The 23,884-nt window shown below is 70.1% G+C and carries 23 protein-coding genes and 3 pseudogenes; 14 read left to right on the forward strand and 12 right to left on the reverse strand.

What is annotated here, in order from left to right; genetic code table 11:
• Nucleotides 1–91: 91 nt before the first annotated feature.
• Nucleotides 92–2,977: a hypothetical protein gene (locus ACFY1J_RS20500; RefSeq protein WP_390731622.1), complete on the reverse strand. Its 2,886-nt coding sequence runs from the start codon at nucleotides 2,975–2,977 to the stop codon at nucleotides 92–94.
• A gap of 69 nt (nucleotides 2,978–3,046) precedes the next feature.
• Here ACFY1J_RS20500 and ACFY1J_RS20505 point away from each other — a divergent pair, with 69 nt between their 5' ends.
• Together ACFY1J_RS20505 and ACFY1J_RS20510 are read left to right on the forward strand one after the other, a co-directional pair.
• A complete protein-coding gene (locus ACFY1J_RS20505) occupies nucleotides 3,047–3,646 on the forward strand; it encodes a hypothetical protein (RefSeq protein ID WP_390707792.1) in 600 nt (199 codons plus the stop codon).
• 159 nt (nucleotides 3,647–3,805) lie between these two features.
• Nucleotides 3,806–4,372, forward strand: coding sequence for a hypothetical protein (locus tag ACFY1J_RS20510; RefSeq protein ID WP_390707793.1), 567 nt, complete (start codon nucleotides 3,806–3,808; stop codon nucleotides 4,370–4,372).
• A 301-nt stretch (nucleotides 4,373–4,673) separates the two neighbouring features.
• Here the strand turns inward: ACFY1J_RS20510 and ACFY1J_RS20515 are convergent, their stop codons facing one another.
• Complete coding sequence (locus ACFY1J_RS20515) at nucleotides 4,674–5,159, reverse strand: Lrp/AsnC family transcriptional regulator (protein WP_390707794.1); 486 nt, start codon at nucleotides 5,157–5,159, stop codon at nucleotides 4,674–4,676.
• A 175-nt stretch (nucleotides 5,160–5,334) separates the two neighbouring features.
• On the opposite strand from ACFY1J_RS20515, the gene ACFY1J_RS20520 reads away from it, so the two are divergent.
• Nucleotides 5,335–5,958, forward strand: a complete 624-nt coding sequence (locus ACFY1J_RS20520) for a YitT family protein (RefSeq protein ID WP_390707795.1) — start codon at nucleotides 5,335–5,337, stop codon at nucleotides 5,956–5,958.
• 26 nt (nucleotides 5,959–5,984) lie between these two features.
• On the opposite strand, the pseudogene ACFY1J_RS20525 reads toward ACFY1J_RS20520, so the two are convergent.
• The 4 genes and pseudogenes from ACFY1J_RS20525 to ACFY1J_RS20540 all read right to left on the reverse strand — a co-directional run.
• A pseudogene (locus tag ACFY1J_RS20525) lies at nucleotides 5,985–6,074 on the reverse strand (IS5/IS1182 family transposase); the annotation flags it as partial.
• Between the two features lie 13 nt (nucleotides 6,075–6,087).
• Nucleotides 6,088–6,600 (reverse strand): annotated as a pseudogene (locus ACFY1J_RS20530) (DUF488 family protein); the annotation flags it as partial.
• A gap of 165 nt (nucleotides 6,601–6,765) precedes the next feature.
• Nucleotides 6,766–7,128 (reverse strand): DUF488 domain-containing protein, encoded by a 363-nt coding sequence (locus tag ACFY1J_RS20535; RefSeq protein ID WP_390707796.1) that lies wholly within the window; start codon nucleotides 7,126–7,128, stop codon nucleotides 6,766–6,768.
• Between the two features lie 544 nt (nucleotides 7,129–7,672).
• Entirely contained in the window at nucleotides 7,673–8,146 is a 474-nt protein-coding gene (locus ACFY1J_RS20540; RefSeq protein WP_390707797.1) for a hemerythrin domain-containing protein, read from the reverse strand.
• A 280-nt stretch (nucleotides 8,147–8,426) separates the two neighbouring features.
• Between ACFY1J_RS20540 and ACFY1J_RS20545 the strand changes: the two genes are divergently transcribed.
• A complete protein-coding gene (locus tag ACFY1J_RS20545) occupies nucleotides 8,427–8,885 on the forward strand; it encodes a DUF2249 domain-containing protein (protein WP_390731623.1) in 459 nt (152 codons plus the stop codon).
• Nucleotides 8,886–9,051: 166 nt separating this feature from the next.
• On the opposite strand, the gene ACFY1J_RS20550 is transcribed toward ACFY1J_RS20545, so the two are convergent.
• The 3 genes and pseudogenes from ACFY1J_RS20550 to tal all read right to left on the reverse strand — a co-directional run bounded on the left by ACFY1J_RS20550 (nucleotide 9,052) and on the right by tal (nucleotide 11,781).
• Entirely contained in the window at nucleotides 9,052–9,471 is a 420-nt protein-coding gene (locus ACFY1J_RS20550) for an STAS domain-containing protein (protein WP_390731624.1), read from the reverse strand.
• A 29-nt stretch (nucleotides 9,472–9,500) separates the two neighbouring features.
• Nucleotides 9,501–10,736 carry an NAD(P)/FAD-dependent oxidoreductase gene (locus ACFY1J_RS20555; RefSeq protein ID WP_390731625.1) on the reverse strand — a complete coding sequence of 412 codons (1,236 nt, stop codon included), beginning with the start codon at nucleotides 10,734–10,736 and terminating at the stop codon, nucleotides 9,501–9,503.
• Nucleotides 10,737–10,777: 41 nt separating this feature from the next.
• Nucleotides 10,778–11,781: pseudogene (gene tal / locus ACFY1J_RS20560) on the reverse strand (transaldolase).
• A gap of 376 nt (nucleotides 11,782–12,157) precedes the next feature.
• On the opposite strand from tal, the gene ACFY1J_RS20565 reads away from it, so the two are divergent.
• Both ACFY1J_RS20565 and ACFY1J_RS20570 read left to right on the forward strand, forming a co-directional pair.
• Nucleotides 12,158–13,090 (forward strand): acyl-ACP desaturase, encoded by a 933-nt coding sequence (locus ACFY1J_RS20565; protein ID WP_390731626.1) that lies wholly within the window; start codon nucleotides 12,158–12,160, stop codon nucleotides 13,088–13,090.
• A gap of 467 nt (nucleotides 13,091–13,557) precedes the next feature.
• On the forward strand, nucleotides 13,558–13,851 hold the full coding sequence (locus ACFY1J_RS20570) for a hypothetical protein (protein WP_390731627.1): 294 nt from the start codon (nucleotides 13,558–13,560) through the stop codon (nucleotides 13,849–13,851).
• A gap of 75 nt (nucleotides 13,852–13,926) precedes the next feature.
• Here ACFY1J_RS20570 and ACFY1J_RS20575 read toward each other — a convergent pair whose 3' ends face one another.
• Both ACFY1J_RS20575 and ctaD read right to left on the reverse strand, forming a co-directional pair.
• Nucleotides 13,927–14,277, reverse strand: coding sequence for a hypothetical protein (locus ACFY1J_RS20575; protein ID WP_363297652.1), 351 nt, complete (start codon nucleotides 14,275–14,277; stop codon nucleotides 13,927–13,929).
• The gene (gene ctaD, locus ACFY1J_RS20580; RefSeq protein WP_390707801.1) at nucleotides 14,274–16,007 is read right to left on the reverse strand and encodes a cytochrome c oxidase subunit I; all 1,734 of its coding nucleotides are present in this window, start codon (nucleotides 16,005–16,007) and stop codon (nucleotides 14,274–14,276) included. Before ctaD ends, ACFY1J_RS20575 begins: the two co-directional genes overlap by 4 nt.
• A 323-nt stretch (nucleotides 16,008–16,330) precedes the next feature.
• Here ctaD and ACFY1J_RS20585 point away from each other — a divergent pair, with 323 nt between their 5' ends.
• From ACFY1J_RS20585 to ACFY1J_RS20620, 8 genes are all read left to right on the forward strand, one after another.
• Nucleotides 16,331–17,035, forward strand: coding sequence for a response regulator transcription factor (locus ACFY1J_RS20585; protein ID WP_390707802.1), 705 nt, complete (start codon nucleotides 16,331–16,333; stop codon nucleotides 17,033–17,035).
• Nucleotides 17,032–18,432 (forward strand): sensor histidine kinase, encoded by a 1,401-nt coding sequence (locus tag ACFY1J_RS20590; RefSeq protein ID WP_390707803.1) that lies wholly within the window; start codon nucleotides 17,032–17,034, stop codon nucleotides 18,430–18,432. The genes ACFY1J_RS20585 and ACFY1J_RS20590 overlap by 4 nt, the downstream gene beginning before the upstream one ends.
• A gap of 81 nt (nucleotides 18,433–18,513) precedes the next feature.
• Complete coding sequence (locus ACFY1J_RS20595; RefSeq protein WP_390707804.1) at nucleotides 18,514–18,912, forward strand: hypothetical protein; 399 nt, start codon at nucleotides 18,514–18,516, stop codon at nucleotides 18,910–18,912.
• On the forward strand, nucleotides 18,909–19,898 hold the full coding sequence (locus ACFY1J_RS20600; protein WP_390707805.1) for an FAD:protein FMN transferase: 990 nt from the start codon (nucleotides 18,909–18,911) through the stop codon (nucleotides 19,896–19,898). The genes ACFY1J_RS20595 and ACFY1J_RS20600 overlap by 4 nt, the downstream gene beginning before the upstream one ends.
• Complete coding sequence (locus ACFY1J_RS20605; protein ID WP_390707806.1) at nucleotides 19,895–20,581, forward strand: ferric reductase-like transmembrane domain-containing protein; 687 nt, start codon at nucleotides 19,895–19,897, stop codon at nucleotides 20,579–20,581. The genes ACFY1J_RS20600 and ACFY1J_RS20605 overlap by 4 nt, the downstream gene beginning before the upstream one ends.
• A complete protein-coding gene (locus ACFY1J_RS20610) occupies nucleotides 20,578–21,924 on the forward strand; it encodes an NADH-ubiquinone oxidoreductase-F iron-sulfur binding region domain-containing protein (RefSeq protein WP_390707807.1) in 1,347 nt (448 codons plus the stop codon). The genes ACFY1J_RS20605 and ACFY1J_RS20610 overlap by 4 nt, the downstream gene beginning before the upstream one ends.
• The gene (locus tag ACFY1J_RS20615; protein WP_390707808.1) at nucleotides 21,921–22,166 is read left to right on the forward strand and encodes a ferredoxin; all 246 of its coding nucleotides are present in this window, start codon (nucleotides 21,921–21,923) and stop codon (nucleotides 22,164–22,166) included. Before ACFY1J_RS20610 ends, ACFY1J_RS20615 begins: the two co-directional genes overlap by 4 nt.
• A 40-nt stretch (nucleotides 22,167–22,206) precedes the next feature.
• Nucleotides 22,207–22,863: a CBS domain-containing protein gene (locus ACFY1J_RS20620; RefSeq protein ID WP_390731628.1), complete on the forward strand. Its 657-nt coding sequence runs from the start codon at nucleotides 22,207–22,209 to the stop codon at nucleotides 22,861–22,863.
• Between the two features lie 122 nt (nucleotides 22,864–22,985).
• On the opposite strand, the gene ACFY1J_RS20625 is transcribed toward ACFY1J_RS20620, so the two are convergent.
• Nucleotides 22,986–23,858: a CBS domain-containing protein gene (locus ACFY1J_RS20625; protein WP_390707810.1), complete on the reverse strand. Its 873-nt coding sequence runs from the start codon at nucleotides 23,856–23,858 to the stop codon at nucleotides 22,986–22,988.
• Nucleotides 23,859–23,884 lie beyond the last annotated feature (26 nt).

Below are 23,884 nucleotides of genomic sequence, written 5' to 3' on the forward strand. Positions count from 1 at the left end.
TGTGCGGACGCCCGGTCCGGATACCGGACGATGACGTAGGTGACCGCCGCGGTGCTGCCTTGTATGCGATGCGACGACCAATAGGGGTGGCTCACCACGGTGGCGACAGCGTCCCGTCGGGTTCAAGTCCGTACCACCAGGGCCCCTTGCCCATGAACGCCTTCCCTCCGGGTCGGACGATGGGCTCGCGGCCTGCCTCGTCGAGCACTCTGTGGTACGCGATGTCAAAGTCGTCGTAGGGTCTGCTCTGCATCCGTGAAGTGGCCAGGGCGAAGAGAGCCCGGGGGTCACCCGCGTCAGCGGCCAGTCGAGCAAAGCGTTCTGCGCCTTCCTTGTCGCCGGCTGCCTCGCGCATTCGGGTCACATCCAGCAGGCCTCGGAGATCTCCGGCCTCGGCTGCGCGTACGGCGAAGGCCTCGGCCCCTTCCCTGTCGCCTCGCCGTTCCCGGATGTACGCCAGAGTTGCCAGCGCCTCCGCATGGCCCGTTTCCGCCGCGCACCGGGCCAGCCTTTCAGCGCCTTCCATGTCCCCGACGTCCTGCCGCATCCACGCCAGGTTGAGTAGCGCGAAGGGCTCGCCGATCTGCTGGGCGAGGAGTTCGGCCCCCTGGTCTTCTCCAGCCTCCATACGCAGTTGGATGACTGAGACGAACGCGCGGTTGTCACCCCTGTCTGCGGCCTGCCGGGCGACGACCTCGGCGTCAGGCCACCGGCGGGCCTTCCCCCACATCTGGGCGAGGAAGACCAAGGCGTCGGACTCTCCTGCCTCAAAGGCCCGCCGATAGGCGGTCTCGGCACCGTCGAGATCCCCTGCGACATCACGCAGCCGCGCCAGATCCAGCAGCGCCTGGGTGTTGCCGAGATCTGCCGCCTGTTCGGCAAGGGATTCGGCGTCCGCCAGGCGTCCTTTCTTCGCTCGTACCTGGGCCAGGTAGGCCGGAGCGTGGCTGTCGCCCGCGGCAGCCGCGATGCGGCAGGTCTCTTCAGCTCCCTCTTCGTCGCCGGCCTCCGATCGCTTCCGGGTGAGGTAGACCAACGCCCGAGTGTCACCGGCGTCGGCCGCCTGGCGGGCCAGCCGATCAGCCTCGCCCCGGTCTCCGGCCTTCTCTCGTATCCGGGTGAGGGCACACAACGCCTCGGTGTCGCCGGCTGCGGCTGCCTGCCGGTACGCCGCTTCGGCACCGTTGAGGTCTCCGGATTCTTCTCGTCTGCGCGCCAGGAAGAGCAGAACTTGGCAGTCGGAGGCATCGAGGGCCAGCTGTGCAAGTGCTTCTGCCTTCATCCGGTCCCCGCCCGCTTCCCGCATCCAGGCGAGGTCACGAAGAGCGCGGGTGTCACCGAACTCGGCAGCCTGCCGGGCGAGTGATTCGGCGCTATCCCCATCGTCGGCCGCTTCCCGTATGCGGGCAAGGTCGCGAAGAGCCCGGGTGTCACCGTACTTGGCAGCCTGCCGATAAGCGGCATCCGCTGCGACGCTGTGCCCTGCGGCATACCGTTTCCTGGCCAGGTGGAGCAGGGGGCGGGTGTCGCCGCCGTCGGCAGCCTGCCGGGCGAACGCTTCGGCAGCGCCCGGCTCTCCCGTCTCCTCGCGCTGAAGGGTCAGGTGAAGAAGGGCCTGTGAGCTGCCGGCCTCGGCTGCCTGCCGGTATGCCGCTTCCGCGCCGTCGGTGTCTCCGGCTGTCTCTCGCCTCCTGGCCAGGGCGAGCAGGGCCCGTGCGTCACCGGTGTTGGCGGCTTTGAGCCACAGATGGTGGGCCCATTGCATGCGGTAGCGCGCGTCAGCCGCAGCCGCCAGGTTGGCGAGGTCGTCGGAGCGGGCGAGGTGAGTATGAGCTGCTTGCCAGAAGGAAGCAGGGGGGCACAGTAGGCGCCGGGTTTCGCGTCCGTGCTGTTCGAGGTAGTCCGCCAGCCGGTACAGGGTCCCTGTGACCGGCCAGGATTCCGGGCTGGGGGCGGAGCTGCCGGGCGGTCGGCGTGGAGGGCGGGGGTTGGCGCGGCGTAGAGCTGCTTGCTTGCCGTGGACAGGGCGGGCGAGTTCGGCGTACGCCTGCTCGGCCCAGTCCTCGGCAAGCAGGTCGTAGTCGTGGTCGCTCAGGTAGTCGGTGGCGGCATCCGTGAGGAAGGCCTGGGGCAGGGCAAGTCCGACACCGAGGCGCCGAGCGTCCATCGCCGCTTCGAGCATGCCCCGGGCGGGCGGGGTTGCGGTGTGGTAGCGGGTCAGAAGTTCTGGCGCTCCGGCCAGGTCCTGGGCGAGGCGCCCGTGATCGCGGGCGCGGGTGAGTGCGTCGGCCAAGAGCTGGTCGCCGTCTTCTGCCAGAGCGGCCGCGGCTTCAAGAGCCTGGGCACTGAAGGTGTCAGGCACGGTGATGGTGCGGCCGGCCAGAAGTTCCCTCGTCCGGCTGTGCGGGTCGGGTTCGCCGGGGTTGGGCACTTCGAAGTACTGGTGGGCGTACTCGGGCCACAACGTGCCCAGCACCAGCACCGGCCCCCGTTCCGGGCGAGTGAGCAGGTCGTGGAGCTGAGCTGCGACATGCTCCCCTGTCCGGGAATCCCCCAGGTAGTGCTGGGCTTCGTTCAACCACACCACGGTCTTGGCACCTACACGGTGCAGACCTTCGAGCGCGGCTTGGGCCCGCGTGGGATCGAAGGGGTGCCACAGCTGCCAACCGTGATCGGCGAGGGGCTGCACGGCCTCCCAACAAGCTCTCGTCTTACCGGTCGACGATGCGCCGACCAGGACCACCGCCCGACTGCGTCCCTCGGCGGCGTCGTGCACGGCTTCAGCCAGGAGACGATCATGCTCGCGAGGCACATAGCCGGGGAGCGTACGACGCACCGCAACGCGTGCCCCGTCAGCGCTGGTTGACGTAGCAGCGCCGGCGGGATGCACCTCCAGATCGTGCGGATCCCACTGTCCGATGGGCCGTCCCAGTCGTACGCCGCCATCGGCACCGGAGTGTGGCGATTGCTCCCCCATGACGACCATAGTGGCCCATGCTGGGGACGCTGCACAGGGACAACAGAACGTCCGGTGACGGGGGGCAACGTGGACAGCGAAACCGCGACGGCACTGATCGCTGCGGGAGCAGCGGTCGGCGGCGGTTTGGTGACCGGGTGGTTCACCTTCCTGGCGGCCAAACACCAGGTTCGGGGGGCGTTGGACGCCGCGGCCCGCCAGGCGGATGCGGCCTGGGCGGCCGGGCAGCGTCAGGCAGACGCCGCATGGGAGGCAGGCCGGCAGCAGGCAGCTGCCGCCTGGGAGGCGGGCAGGCTCCAGGCCGACGCCCAACTCAGCGTGGCCGGCCAGACCCTGAACGCGCAGGCACTCGCCGCACAACGCGAAGTCCGACGCGCTGCCTACGTCACCTTTCTGGGCCGCGCCGACACTGCACGCCATCTGCGGAATGCCTGGCAGACCGCACTGGGCACGGCGGACGCAACGCCCCGCCGACGGGAATACAACACAGCGATGGCAGCAGCCCTGGAAGCGCTCAACGTGGTTCGCCTCGAAGGCCCCGACGCGGTGACGATCGCCGCTGAAGCCTTGCATCGCGCCCTTGATGCCGGCGCCGCAGCCCCTGACGCCCAAGCCGCGCACAGCGCCTTCCTTACTGCCGCACGCACTGCGCTGACCGCGTCACCCTGATGGCGCGCCTTTCCGACCTGGAACTCCTAACAGAATGGCATCGTCCCGGGCGACATCGCGTGGTGTCGATGTCCGCCCGAGGGATGGGAATCGGTCAGGTTCTCGGTCACAGTGGACGTACTCGGTCGAGGGGAAGCCGTGGCGGGGGAAGGAAGACCGATGACGGAACCCGGTCTGTTCGAGCTGGAAGCCGTCGTGGTGGGGCAGCCGAAGCGTTCACGGTGGCGCAGATACCTGGGCCCCGCCATGTCCGTGTCCACAGTGAAGGGGACCCCACTCGCCTGGGTCACGTACACCGACGACACGTACGCCGTCCTCACGGAGACGTCCGGCGAGTTCATTCTCCGTATCGAGCAGTTCGGGCCGGTGGAGTTCCGTTTCACCGACGCCGCGGACCGGGAGGTCGGCACCGCTGGTGCCCGTGGACTCATCAAGACCCGGCAGCTGGGCCTCCAGACGGAGCAGGGACGCCAACTCCTCCTCACGCGGCCGGGTCTCCTGTACGCCGAATGGGATCTCACGGAGACCGATCCGGAAGGGGGCCCGGCGGCGGAGATTCTCGGCCGGGTCACGGTGAGAACCATCGACTCGTGGATCGGGTTGCAGCAGTACGTTGTCGAAATGGACCCTCGCCTGGATGCCTCCGAACGGCGGACCGTCGTCGCCTCGGTCGTCTGTCTGCACCGGCTCCGCCGGCCTCCGGGTGGCAGCGCCGCGCCGGCGTGAGAGGCGCCCTGGTGCTGTGCCACGGTCGGCTCACCGGGTCGTGTTGGGTGTCAGCGCGGGTTGCCGCAGGAAGCAGCAGCGCGAAGCTGACGGCCTCGATCAAGGGCATGAGCTGGGTGACGTCATTGCGCTTTCTCGCTCCTTCGCATGCACCGGTCGACAACCTGACGGACCGGCACATTCCAAGGCCATGAAGGCCTCCCATCGGACGCGTAGGCGGCGAAAGCCATGTAGCGAGGCGAGATGGCACGGCGGCGGCACTTATGTCACCGCCGTGAGACCCCCTCAGGGGGTCCGGAGGTCAGGAGCCGGAGCGCGCGACCGACTCGAGCAAGGCGCGGGTCCGGTTGGGCATCGCCTGCCAGAGTGATACGGCGGTGCTTGAGCGGACCACCCCGTCGATGCGGAGGATGGTCTGGTTGATGCGGTGCAGATCCGCCGTGTCCCGCGCGACGACCTTGGCGAGCAGATCGGCCTCGCCGGTGGTCGCGTGGACCTCGATCACCTCCGGAATGTTCTCGAGCAGGCTCATCGCGCTGGCCCCCTCGCTCTGGCTGATCGCGAGCGACACGAACGCGACAAGGGTGTAGCCCATGGACGCCGGTGACACGCGCTGGCTGAAGCCGAGCAGCAGGCCGGCGCGCTCCATCCGCTGAAGACGTGCGTGCACGGTGTTGCGGGACACCCCGAGAACCTTCGCCAACTGCAAGATCGTCGCGCTCGGGTGATCGTCGAGGGCCAGCAGGATTCGGGCATCAAGCGGGTCAATCGTCGTCACGCTTGTCATTCTGCCCTGAATTCGTCATTCGGTTATGCATCCGTCCCACCCCAAAGCCCGGAGCTTGTGAATCCATCCGGTTCGCTTCGAGCATGGTCGCCATGACCGATCCAGCCACGCCCACGACGCCGCCCATACCCCGCGATGCCGTGTCCGTGCTGCTGCCCCACGCCGGAGACGAGCAGTGACCGGTACAAGTACCACCACCATCGGCCGGACGAAGCACGGTCTGATCGAGGACGTTCTGGGGATCTTCACCGGAACCTTCATCGCATCGCTCGGACTTTTCCTCCTGCGGACCAGTGGCACCGTCACAGGCGGCACCGCCGGCCTCGCACTCCTGCTCAGCTACGCAGTCGATGTTCCGTTCGGGGCGATCTTCCTCGCGGTCAACCTGCCCTTCTTCGCACTCGCTGTCCGGAAGAAGGGGTGGGATTTCACGATCCGCACCGCGCTGTCGGTCGGCCTCGTCTCCCTGATGGCCTCTCTCCACCCCGCCGAGATCACCCAGATCGACATCGACCCGGTCTATGCCGCGCTCGTCGGCAACCTGCTCGCCGGCGTGGGGCTGCTCGTCCTGTTCCGGCACCGGTCCAGCCTCGGCGGCTTCAACATCCTCGCCCTGATCATGCAGGAGCGCTTCGGTCTGCGCGCCGGATATGTCCAGATGATCCTCGACGTCATCGTCGTGGCCGCGTCCCTCGCGGTCGTCTCCCCCCTCAAGGTCCTCCTCTCCGCCGCCGGCGCCATCGCCCTCAACATCGTCCTCGCCCTCAACCACCGGCCGGGGCGCTACACCGGGTCATGACAAAGGCGTTGGACGTGTCGGTGGGGGATTCCGTACAGGGCCTGGCGGTCAAGAACCCGCGGTCGCCCCGCCACCAGCTTCGGTGCCGGGACCGGCAGCAACGGCTCGACCAGCAGCCAGAGTTCGTCCGGCTCCGGCCGTCGGACGGTGCTCGGTAAGCCGACCGTCGTGGGCCAGGTGCAACACGCGGGTATGGCGTGCGAGGACGGCGAAGTCGGCGATGATCCGCCGGTGGCAGCGCCACCACACGGTCTCGGCGCACATCACGGCGGTACGGACGTCGGCCGCCTGCCGCAGCAACTCGTCCATGGCCGCCAGGAAGTCCGGGTGGCGGGTGTAGCCCGCATATCCCCGGAAGGAGGCGTTCTTCCAGAAGACGTCGGGCGAGTTGGGGGCCACTTTCCGAAAGCCGCCCAGCCGCTGTTCCCACCGGTAGTCGATCCCCTCCCCCGGCAGCCACCGCCGCAGTGCTTCACGCCCCGTGTCCGGGTTGTGGCGGCTGCCGGGCGCGGGCTGTACATCGACGACGCCCTGCACAGCGGTGCCGTGCAGCAGCGTGGCCAGTTGTTCGTGTCCCGCAGTGCCGTGCCCGAACGTCAGCAACGCCTCCGAGTCCGTGCCCGGCGACTTACGGTGCATCATCGCGCGGTTCGGGTTCCGCGCTTGGTGGCCACCGAGGCGGCGAGGGTGAGCTCCTCATGGCTGTGTTCGATGGCCTGATGGTGGCCGCGATGTGCAAGCCAGGCCGGTCTGGAACCCGATCCCGTTCTCGGCCGGCCCCGGGATCGGCGCCCCGGAGACCCAGCCTCACTGCTTCTTGGCCAGCCATTCGGCCAGGACTGCGGCTTGGCTGTGGTCCACGTCCCGGGTGGCGGTCAGCAGCGTGAGCCTGTTGTGCGCGGCGATGTCCCGCAGATGCTCCGCGGCCTGCCGGTGTCCGGCATCGCGCAGCTCCGCCAGATAGCGGCGGCGGAACTCGGTGAAACGGCTGGGCTCGTGGCCGTACCACTTGCGCAGATCGCTGGACGGGGCCACCTCGCGCAGCCACTCGTCCAGGTGCGCTTCCTCCTTGCGCATGCCCCGCGGCCAGAGTCGATCGACCAGGACACGCTTGCCGTCGGCAGGAGAGCTCTCTTCGTAGACTCGCCGGTAGGTGATCTGCTTGACCATGACGGCACCCTCCGAACCGGATCGGCCGCCCCGGCCCGGAACCGGTGGACGGCTCACGCTGCGTAGGGGTGTGTCTTGCTGTGCCCAGTCTATCGGCGGACCCCCGCACGAGCCGATCGGACAGCCGCCTGGAGCACCCGGCCACCGCCCGGGTACGACCATGACGAGGAGGAGGCCGAGCATGCGCAGCAGCCGCCGGCGGACGCACGGCCGGCCATCGTCCGTCCGGCGCCGGCCGCGCACGGCGGCAACCGCACCGGGCCACATCCTCACTGGCGACCCGTCCGGCGACGCACTGTACGCCGCCCTGTACGACATCGGGCCGGCTTTTCAGCCCACCGCCACCCAACGCGGCGACCGACTGGAACTGTACGGGGTGCGGATCTCGCAAGAGGCGATTGGCCGCCGCGGTCGATGGAGTCGACAGGCGAGGCCGGGCCGGGTTGGTGGGTCATGGTCGTTCCACGAAGCCGCCCTCGCCGGGCTGCACGTTGCTGAACTCACCGATGCCCAGGCACGGCGTGCCCGGTCTGCATGGGCAGTGTCACGACCGGAGCGCCTCGCACACCCATCCCTCGGGGGTTCGCCCCACTTCGAGCAGCTCTCGCAGTTCGGCCTTGGCCTCCACAGTCAGCGCCTGCTCGGTCTGCGGGTAGAGGATCTGCTCCTCTTTCACGTTGTGGGCCTCCAGTTGTTCCTGGAGGCCGCGCAGAAGGTCCGCGGCGGATGCCCGAACGGCCCCGTCGCGTAGTTCGTCGTCGAGCGCGTCCAGGATCTCCCACATCTGCCCGTGCTCACGCACCATCACGAACACGGGCATGACCAGACCTGCCGCCCGCAATGGCGGGAAGAGGAACTCCTCCTCCAGGTAGATGTGCCGGCGCAAGGCCGCCACCGCGCGGGCGAGCGGCTGCGGGTCGGGCTCGCCACCGGTGAGCGTGGCGGCGAAGGTCTCGATGCCCTCATCGATCTCGCGATGCTCACGCTCCAGCGCCTCGGCCACTGTCTCGACGCCCATCAAGTTCTCCTGTCCATGGGCCGTCCCACCCAGGTGCGATCGGCCGTGCCTCGACTTCAATTGAGGGCCTTACGCCAATCGTCGACGTCTCCCTTCGCGGGTGGTCAGCCAGCACCACCCCACCCATTTTTAAACAAGTGGTATTGTAAAAACAAGTTGGAGCTGTGTCAGCCTAGGAGGAGCCGACGATGGCTGGACCCGACATCCCCGTCCAGCGCGACGCGAACTCCGTGACCAGCGGCGACGCAAGCCCAGGGGGAGCAGGAGCACGGACGCGGAGATGGCGGCAGTGGTCGATCTGCTGGTGCGCGCCCTGCGCGCTCTCGGCGGCACCGGACATACCGAACTGGCCAGCCGGATCGCCGGCCGAGCCTGGGCGGTACTGCACGCCCACCATCCACGGGCCGCCGACCGGATCAACGGCCTGCTCCACTACCTCGCCCGCCTACCGGCCGGCGAAACCCCGTCCACCCCCACCTCATCAAGCAAGGAGAGGACCATGACCACAGCCAGTACCGAACTGGACGTCCGCCAGGAGATCCCCGCGCGCAGGCACGAACTCATCTTTGCCACCTACGGCGCGCTCGCCGCCGGCGAGCACTTCGTCCTCGTCAACGACCACGACCCGAAGCCGCTGTACTACCAGCTCGCCGCCGAGCACACCGACCAGTTCACCTGGGAGTACCTGGAGCAGGGACCGGAGGTGTGGAGGGTCCGCATCGGAAGGGTCGGCGGCTGACCGGCAGTCGGCAGGGTCATCCGCCGACTCGAGGGCTCAGGCCGCCTCGGGCACGGCGGCGCCCGCCCTGCGCGGACGGCCCGGCTGATGCCGGTCCTCACTGTACCCCTCGGCCCAGCCCCAATTTAACCGAACCAATTAGTAAAAACCAAGGCGGATGGGGTCCTTACGGTGCGTCGGTCCCCTCGATGGGATGCGGCCAGTGCGCGAGGCTGCCGGGCGAGGGAACCGACTGCGTCGCCTCCTGCGATGACGGGCAGATCTCGTAGCTCTGGCGCATGCCGCTGATGTCGAAGATCCTCAGCATCCGGCCGGAGAGGGACGCGATACGCAGCGAGCCTTCGTGTTCACGGATGCATTTCGTGATCGCCACGATCACGCCCAGCCCCATCGAGTCCATGAAGGTGACGAAGCCCAGGTCCAGGACGAAGTGGCGGTGTCCCTCGTCGACAAGCTTGATCACCGCTTCGCGGATCATGGGGGCGGTGTGGGCGTCCACCTCACCGTCGACCTCGACAACGGTCCACCCATTGACCACGTCATAGCTCACCATCATGCTCTCGTGCCGGATGATGTTCGTTCGCATGGCCATCTCTCCTGACCCCTGCCGCCCGGTCAGGCGGGGATCAGCTGGTCGAGTGGCACGTCGGGGTCGGCGAGCGCGGCGCGCTCGACCGTGCCGCCGGACCGGACGATGCGCTGGATGGCATCGTTGACATCCCAGATGTTGACGTTCATCCCGGCCAGCACACGCCCATTGGCGAGCCAGAAGGCGATGAACTCCCGGCTCTCCAGGTCGCCGCGGATGACCACGTCGTCGTAGCTGCCGGGTTCGGCATGGCCCGCGTACTCCATGCCGAGGTCGTACTGGTCGGTGAAGAAGTACGGCACCCGGTCGTAGGAGGCGTGCTCGCCCAGCATCGAGCGTGCGGCCACCTCGGGCTGGTGGAGGGCATTGGCCCAGTGCTCCACGCGGATGTGCTTGCCCAGCAGTGGATGAAACGCGCTGGCCACGTCGCCGGCCGCGTAGATGTCCGGTTGGGAGGTGCGCAGGGCTGCGTCCACGACGACGCCGATGTCCACCTGGAGCCCGGCGTCGGCGGCCAGGGCGGTGTTTGCGGCGGCACCGATGCCGACCACCACCGCGTCGGCCTCGATGACCGAGCCGTCCGCAAGCCTCACCCCAGCCGCCTTCCCGCCCCCTCCGTCGAGAATCTCGCTGACGTGTGCCGACACCCGCACATCCACACCGTGCTCTCGGTGCAGGTCGGCGAAGACCTGCGCGATCTGCGGGCCCAGCACCCGACACAGCGGCAACTCGCCCCTTTCCAGGACGGTCGACTCAACACCTGCCTCGCGGGCCGCGGCGGCCACTTCCAGGCCGATCCAGCCCCCGCCCACGAACGCGATGCGGGAAGCGTGCTGAAAGGTGTCCTTGATACGTTCACTGTCCTGCACGCTGCGCAGGTAGAGCACGCCGTCCAGGTCGGCGCCGGGGACTGGAAGGCGGCGCGGGCTCGCGCCGGTCGCCAGCAGCAGTTTGTCGTAGCCGACCGTCTCTCCGGTGGAGACGGTGACCGTCTTGCCACTGGGGTCGAGGGCAGTGGCCGTGATGCCCAGGCGCAGGTCGATCGCGTTGTCGGTGTACCACTGCGATGGGTGCACGAAGATCGTCTCGCGGTCCTGCTTGCCCATCAGGTAACCCTTGGACAGAGGCGGCCGCTCGTACGGCGCCTCCTGTTCCTGTCCCAGGAGCACGATCCGGCCGTCGAAGCCGCCCGCGCGCAGTGCCTCGGCGGCCTTGGCTCCGGCCAGGCTCGCCCCGACGATGAGATACGTGGGTTGTGCCATCGCGCCTGCCTACCTTTCCGTGTGCTCGCTGACCGGCTCGTTCAGGGCGGCCGTGAGTTTCCCGGCCAGCTCTTGTCGAACTTCGCCACGCCCTCTTCCTCCAGCACTCGCACGACGTCGGGACGGTGCCATGGTCGGCGACGGCGTTCAGCGTCGCCTCCGGCATGGTGTTGACCACGTCGGGGGCGATCAGGTCCGTCACGTACCGGGTGTCGTCGTAGGCCGGGTCCGTCACGCTCGTGGACGCCCACAGCAGTCGCTGCCTTTGGGCACCTGCCTCCTCCAGTCGCAGCCACCGCTCGGAGGTGAAGAACCGCTCGTAGTGTTCGTGAGCGATCCTGGCGTTGGCGATCGCAGCCCGGCCGCGCAGTGCGGCGGCCTTCTCACCGCTCACCTGGTCCAGCCTGCAGTCGATCTCGGTGTCCACCCGGGAGACGAAGAAGGAGGCCACGGACGCGATGTCGGCCAGGTCGCGTCCAGCGTCCCGGGCGCCCTCCATTCCGGTCAGGAACACCTCCACCACCTGGTCGTAGCGGTCGAGTGAGAACAGCAGGGTGACGTTGATGCTGATGCCCTCGGCCAGGCAGGCGCTGATCGCCTTCGGGCCCTGCCGGGCGGCGGGGATCTTCACGAACAGGTTCGGCCGGTCCACCAGCCACCACAGCGCCCGCGCTTCGGCGACCGTGCGCGCCGTGTCGTGCGCCAGCCGCGGGTCCGCTTCGATCGACACCCGCCCATCCATACCACCGGATGCCTCGTACACGGGCCGCAGCACGTCGCACGCCCAGCGGACGTCGAAGGTGGTGAGTGCCCGCAGCGCCTCCTCCACCCCGACACGGCGCAGTGCGAGGTCGGCGATCTGGTCGTCGTAGGAGTCGCTGCCCTCGAAGGCGTGCGCGAAGATCGTCGGGTTGGTCGTCACCCCGACGACATGCCGGTCGCGCACAAGCCGGGAGAGGCTGCCGTCCACCAGCCGTCGGCGGCTCAGATCGTCCAGCCAGATCGACACCCCCGCCTCGCAGAGCCGGGCAAGAACATCGCTCATGATGTCCTCCCAGGGAGCGCAGGCCTGAGCAGGGGGTTCCGGCTCAAATCCATGGTCATGGATCAAGCGACCCACCGCATGCCGGGTGGCACGCCGGCGATCCGGCCCGGTCCCTCATCCACCGGTGCGGGTGGCCACCAACGGAGCGGGTCAAACCTCGCCGAACCCACCCGCTACGACCGGCTCCACCGGCCGCTGAGCATCTCCGTCACCATCCCGGATACCGAGGCCGGCGAGCGGCGTGGCCTGCCTGGAAAACGGGTCTTTCGGCCCCAGGTGTGTCCGTGCGGGCGCACCTACGGTGGCGTCACCTACGGAACCGTAGGTTTGGACGACGTGCCCGAAAGTTGGAAGCCCTGTGCGCACCACCCGCCCGATGCGATCCGATGCCGAGTTGCTGAAGGACCTGGAGGAGGTGGTCGAGCGGGAGCTCAACCGCCACCTGCGGGTCTTCCGGGAGTGGATGCCGCATGAGTACGTGCCCTGGAGCCGGGGCCGGGACTTCGACGGGCCGCTGGGCGGGCAGCCGTGGTCGCCGGAGCAGTCGCCGCTGACCGAGGTGGGCCGGGTGTCGCTCGTGGTCAACCTGCTGACGGAGGACAACCTGCCCAGTTACCACCACGAGATCGCCACCCTGTTCGGCCGGGACGGCGCGTGGGGCACCTGGGTGCACCAGTGGACGGCCGAGGAGGCCCGCCACTCCATGGTGCTGCGCGACTATCTGCTGGCCTCGCGCGCGGTGGACCCGGTGGCGCTGGAACGTGCGCGGATGACCCACATGTGCGGCGGGTTCGTCTCCGACAACCGGCACTCCCCGCTGCACACGGTGGCCTACGTCGCCTTCCAGGAACTGGCCACCCGGATCTCCCACCGCAACACCGGCCGGTCCTCCGGCGACCCGGTCTGCGACCGGATGCTGGCGCAGGTCGCCAACGACGAGAACCTGCACATGGTCTTCTACCGCAATCTGCTCGGCGCCGCCCTCGAACTGGCCCCGGACCAGGCCATGCAGGCGATCAACGAGGTGGTGTGCGGCTTCCGCATGCCCGGCCACGGCATGCCCGGCTTCGAGCGCGCCGCGGTCGAGATCGCGCTCGGCGGCGTCTACAACCTCCGCGTCCACCACGACGACGTACTGCTGCCGGTGCTGCGCCACCTGAAGGTGATGGAGCGCGGCGGCCTGGGCCCCGACGGACTCAAGGCACAGGAGGAACTCGGAGTCCACTTGGCCGAGTTGGACGCCCAGGCCACCCGGTTCGACGAACGGCGGGCGGCCGTCCTCGCCCGCCGCGCCGCGACGAAGGGCTGAACCGCCCGGCGCGGGCGTCTGGTTGAGGGGGGCAGTCCCGAAAGTACAGGGTGGCGGCGCCGACTCGCTGTCGTACTCGGGCATGATCGCGATGTCGAGGCCACGGTCGGCGCGGGTCCGTCGGGCAGCAAGTGGGTGCGCCGCACCGCCGGATGGCGGGCCGCCCAGCATGCGAGGGCGCCGAAGAGGCCCGTGGTGCGTACCGAATGCGCCGGTCAGTCTCCATCCCGGACGGGGGAACGAGGAGCCGCAGAGGCCGACGCATCCGGCCGCTGTGCCAGCCAACCACCAAGCACGGCGGGGCGTACAGGAGCCGTTCGGCCCTGTACGCCAGGGCCGGACGGCGGCTGCACCGTGATGCGATAGTTGCGTGTCTCCCGGCCTCCGCCGTACCGCCGTGGTCGCGCTGCCACGGGTGGGTGAGCGGTGGGTGTGCCCGTACCCGCCCCGTGAAGAGGAGCCGCCAGATGCCCCGTCTCGCGTTCTACGCCGCCGTCGTCTCCGTACTGTCCGCGACCGCCGCCGCACTGTCCTTTGCCCGGGGCGCGTGGGCAGTGGCCATCGTCTGGATCCTGCTGACCGGGCTCACCTCCAACATGGCCTGGTACTGGCACCGGCGTCCGGCCAGGGGCAGGATTCTCCGCGCGGCAGGTCCGGGCGGACTGCGGGGTTGCGATGAACCGGGCCTCGTGCCGGATGCGGCACTTGCGGGGTGCACGGGCGCCGGGGCGTGCGGTGTCTGCGTGAAGAGGATCTGCTGACGGTCCGCCGGTGCCTCCCCCGCTCCGGGGCACCGCGCGGACCGACCCATCATGACCCCGCTTCGGTGAGCCGGTTCAGCGCATCAGCAGCAGCGAAGCGACGGATACAGTGGCCGCTTGCAGGGCCAGGGCAGTAGCGAAGCCCCGGCGTCTGAGGCAGTCATAGCGATGCTGGTACTCCTGGCGGAGCTGCAGTGCGCGTTGAGCCGTGCGGGTGATGGCTGCCCGGGAAAGGTCGAGCTGGCGACGGGTGAAGAGGTCGACCACGACTTCCCTCTGCGCGGTTGTCAGCCAATCCAGTTCATCAGCAAAGGATTCTGCTTCCGTGCGGGCTCGCTCGACCTCGCCCTGCCACAGCAGGTAACCCTCCACCCTGGCGATGCCGGCCTGGACCGCATCGTCGTCCGCCGCCATCTCGGCACTCACGGCAGGTCCCTCACCTCTGTGGTCCCGCCGGGACCCTTGTACCACTCCGCCTCCTGCATCGCGATGTTGGGGTGGTGCAGGTCGAACGCCGGGGATTCACTGCGGATCCGCGGCATGGTGACGAAGTTGTGCCGCGGCGGCGGGCAGGAGGTCGCCCACTCAAGGGAACGGCCATAGCCCCAGGGGTCGTCGACGCCGACCGGCTTGCCGTACTTGGACGTCTTCCAGACGTTGTAGAAGAACGGCAGGAGCGACAGGCCGAGCAGGAACGAGCTGATCGACGAGATCGTGTTCAGGGTGGTGAAGCCGTCCGACGCCAGGTAGTCGGCGTAGCGGCGCGGCATGCCCTCGACACCCAGCCAGTGCTGGACCAGGAAGGTGCCGTGGAAGCCGACGAACAGCGTCCAGAAGGTCATCTTGCCGAGCCGCTCGTCCAGCATCTTGCCGGTGAACTTCGGCCACCAGAAGTGGAATCCGGCGAACATCGCGAAGACCACCGTGCCGAAGATCACGTAGTGGAAGTGCGCCACCACGAAGTACGAGTCCGAGACGTGGAAGTCCATCGGCGGCGAGGCCAGGATGACACCGGTCAGCCCACCGAAGAGGAAAGTGACCAGGAAGCCGGTCGTCCAGAGCATGGGCGTTTCGAAGGACAGGCTTCCCTTCCACATCGTGCCGATCCAGTTGAAGAACTTCACGCCGGTCGGTACCGCGATCAGGAAGGTCATGAAGGAGAAGAACGGGAGCAGCACACCGCCGGTGACGTACATGTGGTGGGCCCACACGGTCGCGGACAGACCGGCGATGGCAATGGTCGCGGCGATCAGGCCCATGTAGCCGAACATCGGCTTGCGGGCGAAGACCGGGATGATCTCAGAAATGATGCCGAAGAACGGCAGCGCGATGATGTACACCTCTGGGTGGCCGAAGAACCAGAAGAGGTGCTGCCACAACAGGGCGCCTCCGTTGGCCGGGTCAAAGATGTGCGATCCGAACTTCCGGTCGCATTCGAGGGCGAAGAGAGCGGCCGCGAGGACCGGGAAGACCAGCAGGACCAGCACTGCCGTCAGCAGCACATTCCAGCAGAAGATCGGCATGCGGAACATGGTCATGCCCGGGGCGCGCATGCAGATGATCGTGGTGATGAAGTTGACGGAGCCGAGGATGGTGCCGAAGCCGGAGAACGCCAGTCCCATGATGCCCATGTCGGCGCCGATGCCCGGCGAGTGGATCGCGTCCGACAGGGGTGCGTACATGAACCAGCCGAAGTCGGGGGCACCCTGCGGGGTGAGGAAGCTGGCTGCGGCGATGAGCGACCCGAAGAGGTACATCCAGTAGGCGAACATGTTCAGCCGCGGGAACGCCACGTCGGGTGCACCGATCTGCAGCGGCATGATCCAGTTCGTGAAGCCGGCGAACAGCGGCGTCGCGAACATCAGCAGCATGATCAGGCCGTGCATCGTGAAAGCCTGGTTGAACTGCTCGTTCGAAAGGATCTGCAGGCCCGGACGAGCCAGCTCGGCACGCATGAACAACGCCAGGACGCCGCCGACGCAGAAGAACGCGAACGACGTGATCAGATACAGCGTTCCGATCGTCTTGTGGTCCGTGGTGGTCAACCACTTCACGGCCACGTTGCCCGGCTGGCTGCGCCGTAGCGGCAATTCGTTCTCGTACACCTCCTCCGCTGTTGCAGCGGCGGCGCCCTGAGATCCGTTGGAGATACTCACAGTCTGTTCGTCTCCGAGTTTCCGAAAAGCAGTGACCGACAACGCAGCCGAGAGAGCGGCGTCGTTCCGGCGCGACGGTACTGACACCCGCGCCGGTATCAATCAGGCTCGCTGAACTTCGCCATCAGCCACCACTGGAACTCATCCTTTCGGCGCAGGCGGCATCGCGTACCGGCGGGGTGATGAGGCGATACCGACCACGAGGCGTCCGTGCCGTTCGCGTCGACGGGGGACGGTTGGCCCATACCGTCGGCGCGGGGCGCTGACGCAGCCTGGGAGAGTCGGCGCAGTGGACACCCTCACCCGAGAGGCGGGCAGCGCGTATGAACGCCCAGACCAGGGGCGATGCCGAGGAGACGCGGGTGCTGGTCGTGGAGGACGACCGCGGCATCGCGGAGTCCTTGGTGCGCGGTCTGCGGCAGGCCGGATACGGAGCCGAGGGCGTCCGGACCGGGCGGGCGGCGCTGTCGGCACCCACCCCCGACGTCGTCCTGCTGGATCTGGGGCTGCCGGACATCGACGGCGTCGAGGTGTGCCGGCGGCTGCGGGCCCGGTCGGACGCCGCGATCATCGCGGTGACCGCGCGGGGTGAGGAGGCGGATCGGGTGGTGGCCCTGGACGAGGGCGCCGACGACTACTTGGTCAAGCCGTTCGGGCTGGCCGAGCTGCTGGCGCGGATCCGGGCCGTGCTGCGCCGTCGGCGCCCGGCGGAGCCGGAGACCCTGCGGCACGGGCCGCTGGCGCTGGACCTGCGCACCCGGCAGGTCTCGGTCGGCGGACGCGCGGTGGCGCTGACGCCGAAGGAGTTCAGCATTCTGGAGTGTCTGGCCGCGGACCCGGGACGGGTGGTGACCCGGCAGCAGATCCTGGAGCGGGCGTGGGACGCCCACTGGTACGGGCCGACGAAGGTGCTGGACGTGCATGTGGCGGCGCTGCGCCGCAAGCTCGGCGTGCCGGGGCTGATCGAGACGGTCTACGGGCAGGGGTTCCGGCTCGGGGCGGCCGAGGAGTCGCGGGAGCTGTCGTGACTCGTCGGATCACCTGGACGCTGCTGGTTCTGACGTCCGTACTGCTCGTGCTGGCGGTCGTACCGCTGGCGGTGTCGATGACGGCGCGTGAGCGCGTCGCCTACCGCGACAGCCAGCGGGCGGCCACGCGCGTGATCGCCGCGGCGGCCGAGGAGCACCTCTCCGACAACAAGCCGCCGACCATCATGCGTCAGGAGCTGGATGCCGCGGCCCGGGCGGGCGACTGCGCCGCGGTGTACGACGCTGCCGGGCGCGTGGTGGCCAGTACGCCCTGCGGGGCGGCCCAAGGCGAGGAGGCGGAGGAACTGGTCGAGGAGGTGTTGGCCGGGCATGAGCCGGAGCCGCCGGAGAACGAGGGACGGCTGTTGGCCGCGGAACCGGCCGGTGAGGTGCACAGGCCCGCCGGAGCCGTCGTTCTGGCCCGCTCCGCCGGCCCGCTGGACGCCCGGACCGCGGCGATCTGGGGCTGGTCCGCCGTGATCGGTGCCGCCGGGATCGCCGCGTCCGCTCTGCTGTCCGTGCGTCTGGCCCGCTGGGTCAGCCGTCCGTTGTCGACGCTGGATGCCAGCGCCCGGAGGCTCGGTGAGGGCGTCCTCGACGAGCGGGCCGACGTGGGGCCCGGTCCGCCGGAGGTGCGCCGGCTGGCCGCCACCTTCAACACCATGGCGGCCCGGACGGAGGCCCTGGTGCACGGCCACCGGGCGGTGATCGCGGATGTTTCCCATCAGCTGCGCACCCCGCTGGCCGCGCTGCGACTGCGGCTCGATGTGCTGGCCGCCGGTGCCGAGGATGACACCGCTGTGGAGCTGGCCGCCGCGCAGGAGGAGATCGCACGGCTGTCCCGGATGGTCGACGGGCTGCTGGCGGTCGCGCGAGCCGAGCAGGCGACGCCGCGTCCGGCCGCGGTGCGGGTCGGCGAGGTGGTGGCCGAGCGAGTGGCCGCCTGGTCACCCGTCGCCGAGGAACGAGGCGTCCGGCTGACCGCCGTTTCCGAGGTGCCGGAACCGACCGCCGCACTGGGCGCCGGTCATCTGGAGCAGATCCTGGACAACCTGATCGCCAACGCCGTGGATGCCGTGCCCGAAGGCGGAGGCATCATTGTCGACCGGCGCAGGACGGGGGACACGGCCCGGGTGATGGTGCGGGACGACGGTCCCGGGATGACGGACGAGGCGAAGGCCGTCGCCTTCCGCCGGTTCGGCAACCCCGAGGCCCGTGGCACGGGCCTGGGGCTGGCCATCGTGCACCGGCTGGTCACCGTCAACGGCGGTACGACACGGCTGGAGGACACACCCGGTGGCGGGCTGACCGTCGTACTGGAACTGCCCCTGTGGCCGGAGGGCGCGCAGGAACCGGGCGGGGCGTCGAGATCTTTACCGGTTCTGAAGGAGACGTGAGCGAGTTCCTGGGAGTCGTGAGCACAGCCTGGAGGTGCACGCAGCCGATCCGGGCCGCCGCGATTCTCCAGGAGCGCTGCCATGGCACCCTCGCCCGACGACTTCCCCCCGACACCCGCCCCCGCCTTCTCCTCGCACGCGCGCGACCGCGGTCTGCGCCGCAGCCGCCGCACCACGCTGTGGATCGCGGTCACGGCCGCGGCCGGCGCGGCGGCCCTGGGCGGCTTCTACACGCATCTGCTGCCGGGCGGTTCGGCCGCCCCGGCGCCCGCGAACGCACCGCTGCAGAACCCCGCGGCGTCGACTGCCGCCACGGCGGGGAAGGACGACGAGGGGCGCGAGGAACCGAGCGGTCACGAGAACGACGAGGATGACGACGACGAGGGCGCGGCTGCGGTTGCGCAACCGGCTCCGCAGCCCCCGGCCCAGCCGCCCGCCGCGACCCAGCAGCAACCGCAGACCACGACGGGGGCGTCATGACCACGCACACCCCGGCCCCCGCTCCCTGTCAGGTCGTCTTTCCGGCCCTCGGCACGACGGCCGCCCTGCTCGTCACCGACTCGGTCGCCCTGCCCGCCGCGGAAGCGGAGCTGCGCGCCGAGCTGGCCGTCGTCGACCGCACCTGCAGCCGCTTCCGGCCCGACTCCGAGCTGACGCGTGTGAATGTGAGCGCGGGTGTCCCGACGACGGTCAGCGAATACTTCGCCGAGGCCCTGCAGGCCGCGCTGCGTGCCGCCCGTCTCACCGACGGCGCCGTGGACCCGACCGTGGGCAGCGCGGTGATCGCGCTCGGCTACGACCGCACCTTCGCCTCCCTCTCGCCGGAGGACGCCCGCCCGGTGCCCGTGGCCCGACCGGCGCCCGGCTGGCGGCGGATCGCCTTCGACCCGCGTACCCGTCGGCTGCGCCTGCCCCCGGGCACCCGCCTCGACCTGGGCGCCACCGCCAAGGCCCTGGCCGCCGACCGTGCCGCCCGGCAGGCCGCCGCAGTGACCGGCTGCGGGGTCCTGGTCGGTCTTGGCGGCGACCTGGCGACAGCCGGGCCGGGACCCGAGGGCGGCTGGCGGATCGCCCTCGCCGACGACCACGCCCGGCCCGCCCCGGAAGGCGGTGCCGCTGTGGCGGTAACCGGCGGGGCGCTGGCGACCTCGGGCATCCGGGTGCGCGTCTGGCGGCGCGGCGGACGGGTCCTGCACCACATCGTCGACCCGGCCACGGGAGAGCCCGCCGTACCCGTGTGGCGCACGGTCACCGTCGCGGCCGCGACCTGCGTGGACGCCAATGCCGTCAGCACGGCGGCGATCGTGCTCGGCGACCGGGCCCTGGACTGGCTACGCGGCACTGCCCTTCCTGCCCGGCTGACCGGCCTCGACGGCACTGTCGTACGCCTCGGCGGCTGGCCGCCCGACTCCCACGCTCCCGCCCCCGCGGGCTCCCTGGGCACGGCCCCCGGAGGCACGCGATGACGACACTGGCCCTGACCGGCAGCCCCCTGTGGTATGCCGCCCGCGCGGGCGGCACCCTCGCCCTGATCCTGCTCACCGCCACCGTGGTGCTCGGCATCGCCTCCGGCGGACGGACCGCGCCCCGCCGAATCGGCCGCTTCGAGGTCGGGCTGCTGCACCGCAACCTGTCCCTGCTCACCCTGGTGTTCCTCGCCGTCCACGTGGCGACCGCGGTCCTCGACCCGTTCGTGCACCTGAGCTGGGCGGTGTCCGTGGTGCCGTTCGGGGCGTCCTACCGGCCGCTGTGGCTCGGGCTGGGCACGGCCGCGCTCGACCTGCTGCTCGCGGTGCTGGTCACCAGCGCGCTGCGGCTGCGGCTGGGGGTGCGCCGCTGGAAGGCGGTGCACTGGCTGGCCTACGCCGCCTGGCCGCTCGCCCTCTTCCACAGCGTCGGGACCGGCACCGACACCCGGCTCCCCCTCCAGCTGTGGCTCTATGCCGCCTGCCTCACCTCGGTGGTCGGAGCCGTGTGGTGGCGACTGGCGAAGGCCGGACCGGGGCGGGTCATCGGACGCTTGGTGGCCGCTGTGGCCTCGACGGCCGTACCCGTGGTGCCGGCCGCGTTCCTCGCTGCGGGGCCGCTGCAGCCGGGCTGGGCCCAGCGTGCCGCCGCGGCGACGATCCTGCTCGGAGGCGGACAATGAACTCCTCGGCCGCGGCGCACCTCGCGCCCCAGCACCGCGCGCCCCGGCCGGATGGCCCCGCCGTAGCGCGGCTGCTGTCAGGCTGGTACGCCACCGGGACGTCGGCCACCCTTGCCGATCACCTCCGCCGCCACGGACCTGCGCCCGTCGCCACGGCTCTCGGCAGCCGTACGTCGATGTCCCTGGTGGAGGCCGTCGAGGCGGCCGGGCTCACCGGGCGTGGCGGCGCTGGCTTCCCCACCGCGCGCAAGCTGCGGGCCGTGGCGGAACGTGGTGGCCGGACGGTGGTCGTCGTCAATGCCATGGAGAGCGAACCCGCCAGCCGCAAGGACCAGTTCCTGCTGGCCGTCGGGCCCCACCTCGTCCTCGACGGCGCCGTCCTGGCCGCGATCGCGGTCGGCGCCGACACCGTTCACGTCTGCCTGCCGCGCACCCGCACCGCCCAGTACCGCCAGCTGAGCGCGGCCCTGGACGAACGACGGCGTGCCCGTCTCGACCCGGTGCAACTTCACGTGCACGCCCTTCCGCACGCCTACGTCTCCAGTGAGTCGACCTCGCTGGTGCGCTGGCTCAACGGGGGCCCTGCCCGCCCGCAGGGCAGTCCGCCACGCACCCATGAACGCGGCGTCGCCCGCCGCCCCACCCTCGTCCACAACGTCGAGACCCTCGCCCACCTCGCCCTCATAGCCCGCCACGGCCCCGGCTGGTTCCGACAGGCGGGAACCCCGGACGAGCCCGGCACCACACTCGTCACCGTCTCCGGTGCCGTCGCCACCCGGGGCGTCCTGGAGGTCGCGCTCGGCACACCCCTCACCGCGATCCTCGACCGCGCCGGCGGTCCCACGGAACCCCTGCGGGCGGTCCTGCTCGGGGGCTTCGCCGGCACCTGGCTCCCGGCGGAACACGTACACACCCCCCTCACCCGGCGCGACCTGGCACCGCTGGGCGCCGCACCCGGGGCGGGCGTGCTCGCCGTCCTTCCCCACTCGGCCTGCGGGCTGACCGAGACGGCTCGGATCCTCGCCTACCTGGCCGCCCACGGTGCCCGCCAGTGCGGCCCGTGCCGCCTCGGCCTGCCCGCCGTCGCCGAGGACTTCGCCGCGCTGGCCGCCGGACGGGCCGACCCCGACCTGCTGTCGCGGCTGTACCGGAGGACCGGTCTGCTGCCGGACCGTGGCGCCTGTCGCCACCCCGACGGCGCCGCCCGTCTCGCCGCCTCGGCTTTGCGCGCCTTCGCCGACGACGTCGACCGACACCTCACCCATGGCACCTGCCCCGCCGCCGGCCACCGGTCGCCCCTCATCCCCGTACCGCCCGCCATTGCTCCGGAGACCTGGCGATGACCCCCGAGACCCTGCGCGTCGACCGCATCGCCTGCACCGGGCAGGGCATGTGCGGCGAACTGCTGCCCGAGCTGATCGACCTCGACGAATGGGGCTACCCCATCATCAAGGACCGGTCCGTCCCCGACGACCTGCGCGGCCACGCCCGCCGGGCCGCCGCAGCCTGCCCCCTGCTGGCCCTCCACCTCGACGCCGGTGCGAGCGGCCCCTTTTGCCACCCCTCCCGTACCGGCACACGCTGAAAGCAGCAGGACCGCCCGCCGAGAACCCCAGGGGGTCAGCATGTTCGGCACTCCGAGCATCGTCAGCGATGTCATGACCCAAACGGTCGCCTCCGTCGGCCGGTCGGCCTCGTTCAAGGTGATCGTGGAGATGATGCAGGACTGGGGGGTCAGTGCCCTGCCCGTACTCGAAGGCGAGGAACGGGTCGTCGGCGTGGTGTCCGAGGCCGACCTGCTGCCCACGGAGGAACTCCGCGACAGCCCCGAGGAGGGCTACGCACTGCTGCGCCGGCCCGCCGACGTGGCGAAGGCCGGTGCGCTCACCGCAGGCGACCTCATGTCCTCGCCCGCGATCACCGTCCGGGCGAGCGCCACTCTGGCCGAGGCCGCGCGGATCATGGCCCGCGAGAAGGTCAAGCGGCTGCCAGTGGTCGATGAATCCGGTCTGCTGGTGGGTGTGGTCAGCCGTGCCGACCTGCTCAAGGTCTTCCTGCGCGACGACCAGGACATCGCCGAGGAGATCCGTCGTGACATCGTGTCGCACCTCTTCCCGCTGACGTCGTCGGCCCTGCGGGTGGACGTGCACGACGGAGTCGTCACACTGTCGGGCACGGTCCGCGACACCGCCCTGGTCCCCGTGGCCGCGCGTCTCGTGCGGGCGGTCGAGGGAGTGGTGGACGTGGAGTTCGACCTCACCCGGGGAGCGGATGTCCGGTAGGCGGTGCGGGCCGGCGGGCCGGGCCGGCGGGCCGGGCCTGCGCCCGCACGCCACCGTGCTCTGCGTACGCCCCTCGGCCGGCGGCGCCCTCTCGGTCTGCCGGGGCTTTCCGACATGTCCGGTCAGGTGGTGGTGAGCAGGTTCTTCACCTCCACGACGTCGGCGATGTTCTCCACCTCCGCCACCAGCCGGGCCGTGGTGACCGACGGCATCCGTCCCGTCAGTTCCACGATGCCGTCATGAACGGCCACCTCCAGCGCGGCGCGGTCTCCCTGCGCGCAACAGGCATCGATCCTGGCCTCGACCTCCGCCTGTATCGCCGCGTCATCCCTGATGAGGGCTTGGAGCAGCGCGTTGCGGCGCACGACCCCGACCAGGCGGCCCGCGCCATCGGTGACGGGTAGCCGCTTGAGCCGGGACAGTGTGGCCAGCCAGGCGGCCTCGGCGACGGTCGCGCCCGGGAGCACCGTGATCGCGGGGCTTGTCATCAGGTCGGCGGCCGTCTCACCGCGAGCCTTGCTGTGCATGCGTCGTTCCCGCAGCCTTCCGACGCGTCCGGGCCGGTGGCCGGAAGCCTCGAAAGCCACTTTCGCCAGCAGATCGGACTCCGAGACGACACCGACCACGTGGTCCTCGGCGTCCACGACCGGGAGGGCGCCGACCTGCTCGCGCGCCAGCAGGCGGGCGATGTCCCGGTACGGCAGGTCGTCGCGCAGGGAGGCGGCGGGCACGTCCATCACGTCGCGCACCAGCGGGACGCGGGGTCCGGGTGGCGAGGGTTCTTGCGTGGGTGCGGCGGCCGCCGACGGCGCCTCGGCAGTGCCGGGTGCGGGGGCCTGCTCTTCGGTGCGTGCGTGTTCGGCCGCAGCCGTGGCCACGGCTCCCAGGTAGCGGATCAGTATGTCCTGCCGATCCGTCTCGCGGGGGCTCCAGGGTCGGGAGGGCAGGCCCTGCCGGGCCTCGGTCCCCGTGGAGAAGTTCTCGTGGTGGTTCACGGTGGCCTCCGGAGTCCGTCGAGTTG

This window comes from Streptomyces sp. NPDC001406 (genome assembly GCF_042895285.1).
Classification (GTDB): domain Bacteria; phylum Actinomycetota; class Actinomycetes; order Streptomycetales; family Streptomycetaceae; genus Streptomyces.

What these genes read in the sequence shown, in the direction of transcription:
- ACFY1J_RS20515 (WP_390707794.1), bottom strand. Translation starts at nt 5,159, where the DNA reads ATGACAAGCGTGACGACGATTGACCCGCTTGATGCCCGAATCCTGCTG.
- ACFY1J_RS20535 (WP_390707796.1), bottom strand. Translation starts at nt 7,128, where the DNA reads ATGGTCAAGCAGATCACCTACCGGCGAGTCTACGAAGAGAGCTCTCCT.
- ACFY1J_RS20585 (WP_390707802.1), top strand. Translation starts at nt 16,331, where the DNA reads ATGAACGCCCAGACCAGGGGCGATGCCGAGGAGACGCGGGTGCTGGTC.
- ACFY1J_RS20545 (WP_390731623.1), top strand. Translation starts at nt 8,427, where the DNA reads ATGGCGGCAGTGGTCGATCTGCTGGTGCGCGCCCTGCGCGCTCTCGGC.
- ACFY1J_RS20595 (WP_390707804.1), top strand. Translation starts at nt 18,514, where the DNA reads ATGGCACCCTCGCCCGACGACTTCCCCCCGACACCCGCCCCCGCCTTC.
- ACFY1J_RS20540 (WP_390707797.1), bottom strand. Translation starts at nt 8,146, where the DNA reads ATGGGCGTCGAGACAGTGGCCGAGGCGCTGGAGCGTGAGCATCGCGAG.
- ACFY1J_RS20605 (WP_390707806.1), top strand. Translation starts at nt 19,895, where the DNA reads ATGACGACACTGGCCCTGACCGGCAGCCCCCTGTGGTATGCCGCCCGC.
- ACFY1J_RS20600 (WP_390707805.1), top strand. Translation starts at nt 18,909, where the DNA reads ATGACCACGCACACCCCGGCCCCCGCTCCCTGTCAGGTCGTCTTTCCG.
- ACFY1J_RS20620 (WP_390731628.1), top strand. Translation starts at nt 22,207, where the DNA reads ATGTTCGGCACTCCGAGCATCGTCAGCGATGTCATGACCCAAACGGTC.
- ACFY1J_RS20555 (WP_390731625.1), bottom strand. Translation starts at nt 10,736, where the DNA reads ATGGCACAACCCACGTATCTCATCGTCGGGGCGAGCCTGGCCGGAGCC.
- ACFY1J_RS20550 (WP_390731624.1), bottom strand. Translation starts at nt 9,471, where the DNA reads ATGCGAACGAACATCATCCGGCACGAGAGCATGATGGTGAGCTATGAC.
- ACFY1J_RS20565 (WP_390731626.1), top strand. Translation starts at nt 12,158, where the DNA reads ATGCGATCCGATGCCGAGTTGCTGAAGGACCTGGAGGAGGTGGTCGAG.
- ACFY1J_RS20570 (WP_390731627.1), top strand. Translation starts at nt 13,558, where the DNA reads ATGCCCCGTCTCGCGTTCTACGCCGCCGTCGTCTCCGTACTGTCCGCG.
- ACFY1J_RS20615 (WP_390707808.1), top strand. Translation starts at nt 21,921, where the DNA reads ATGACCCCCGAGACCCTGCGCGTCGACCGCATCGCCTGCACCGGGCAG.
- ACFY1J_RS20510 (WP_390707793.1), top strand. Translation starts at nt 3,806, where the DNA reads ATGACGGAACCCGGTCTGTTCGAGCTGGAAGCCGTCGTGGTGGGGCAG.
- ACFY1J_RS20500 (WP_390731622.1), bottom strand. Translation starts at nt 2,977, where the DNA reads ATGGGGGAGCAATCGCCACACTCCGGTGCCGATGGCGGCGTACGACTG.
- ACFY1J_RS20610 (WP_390707807.1), top strand. Translation starts at nt 20,578, where the DNA reads ATGAACTCCTCGGCCGCGGCGCACCTCGCGCCCCAGCACCGCGCGCCC.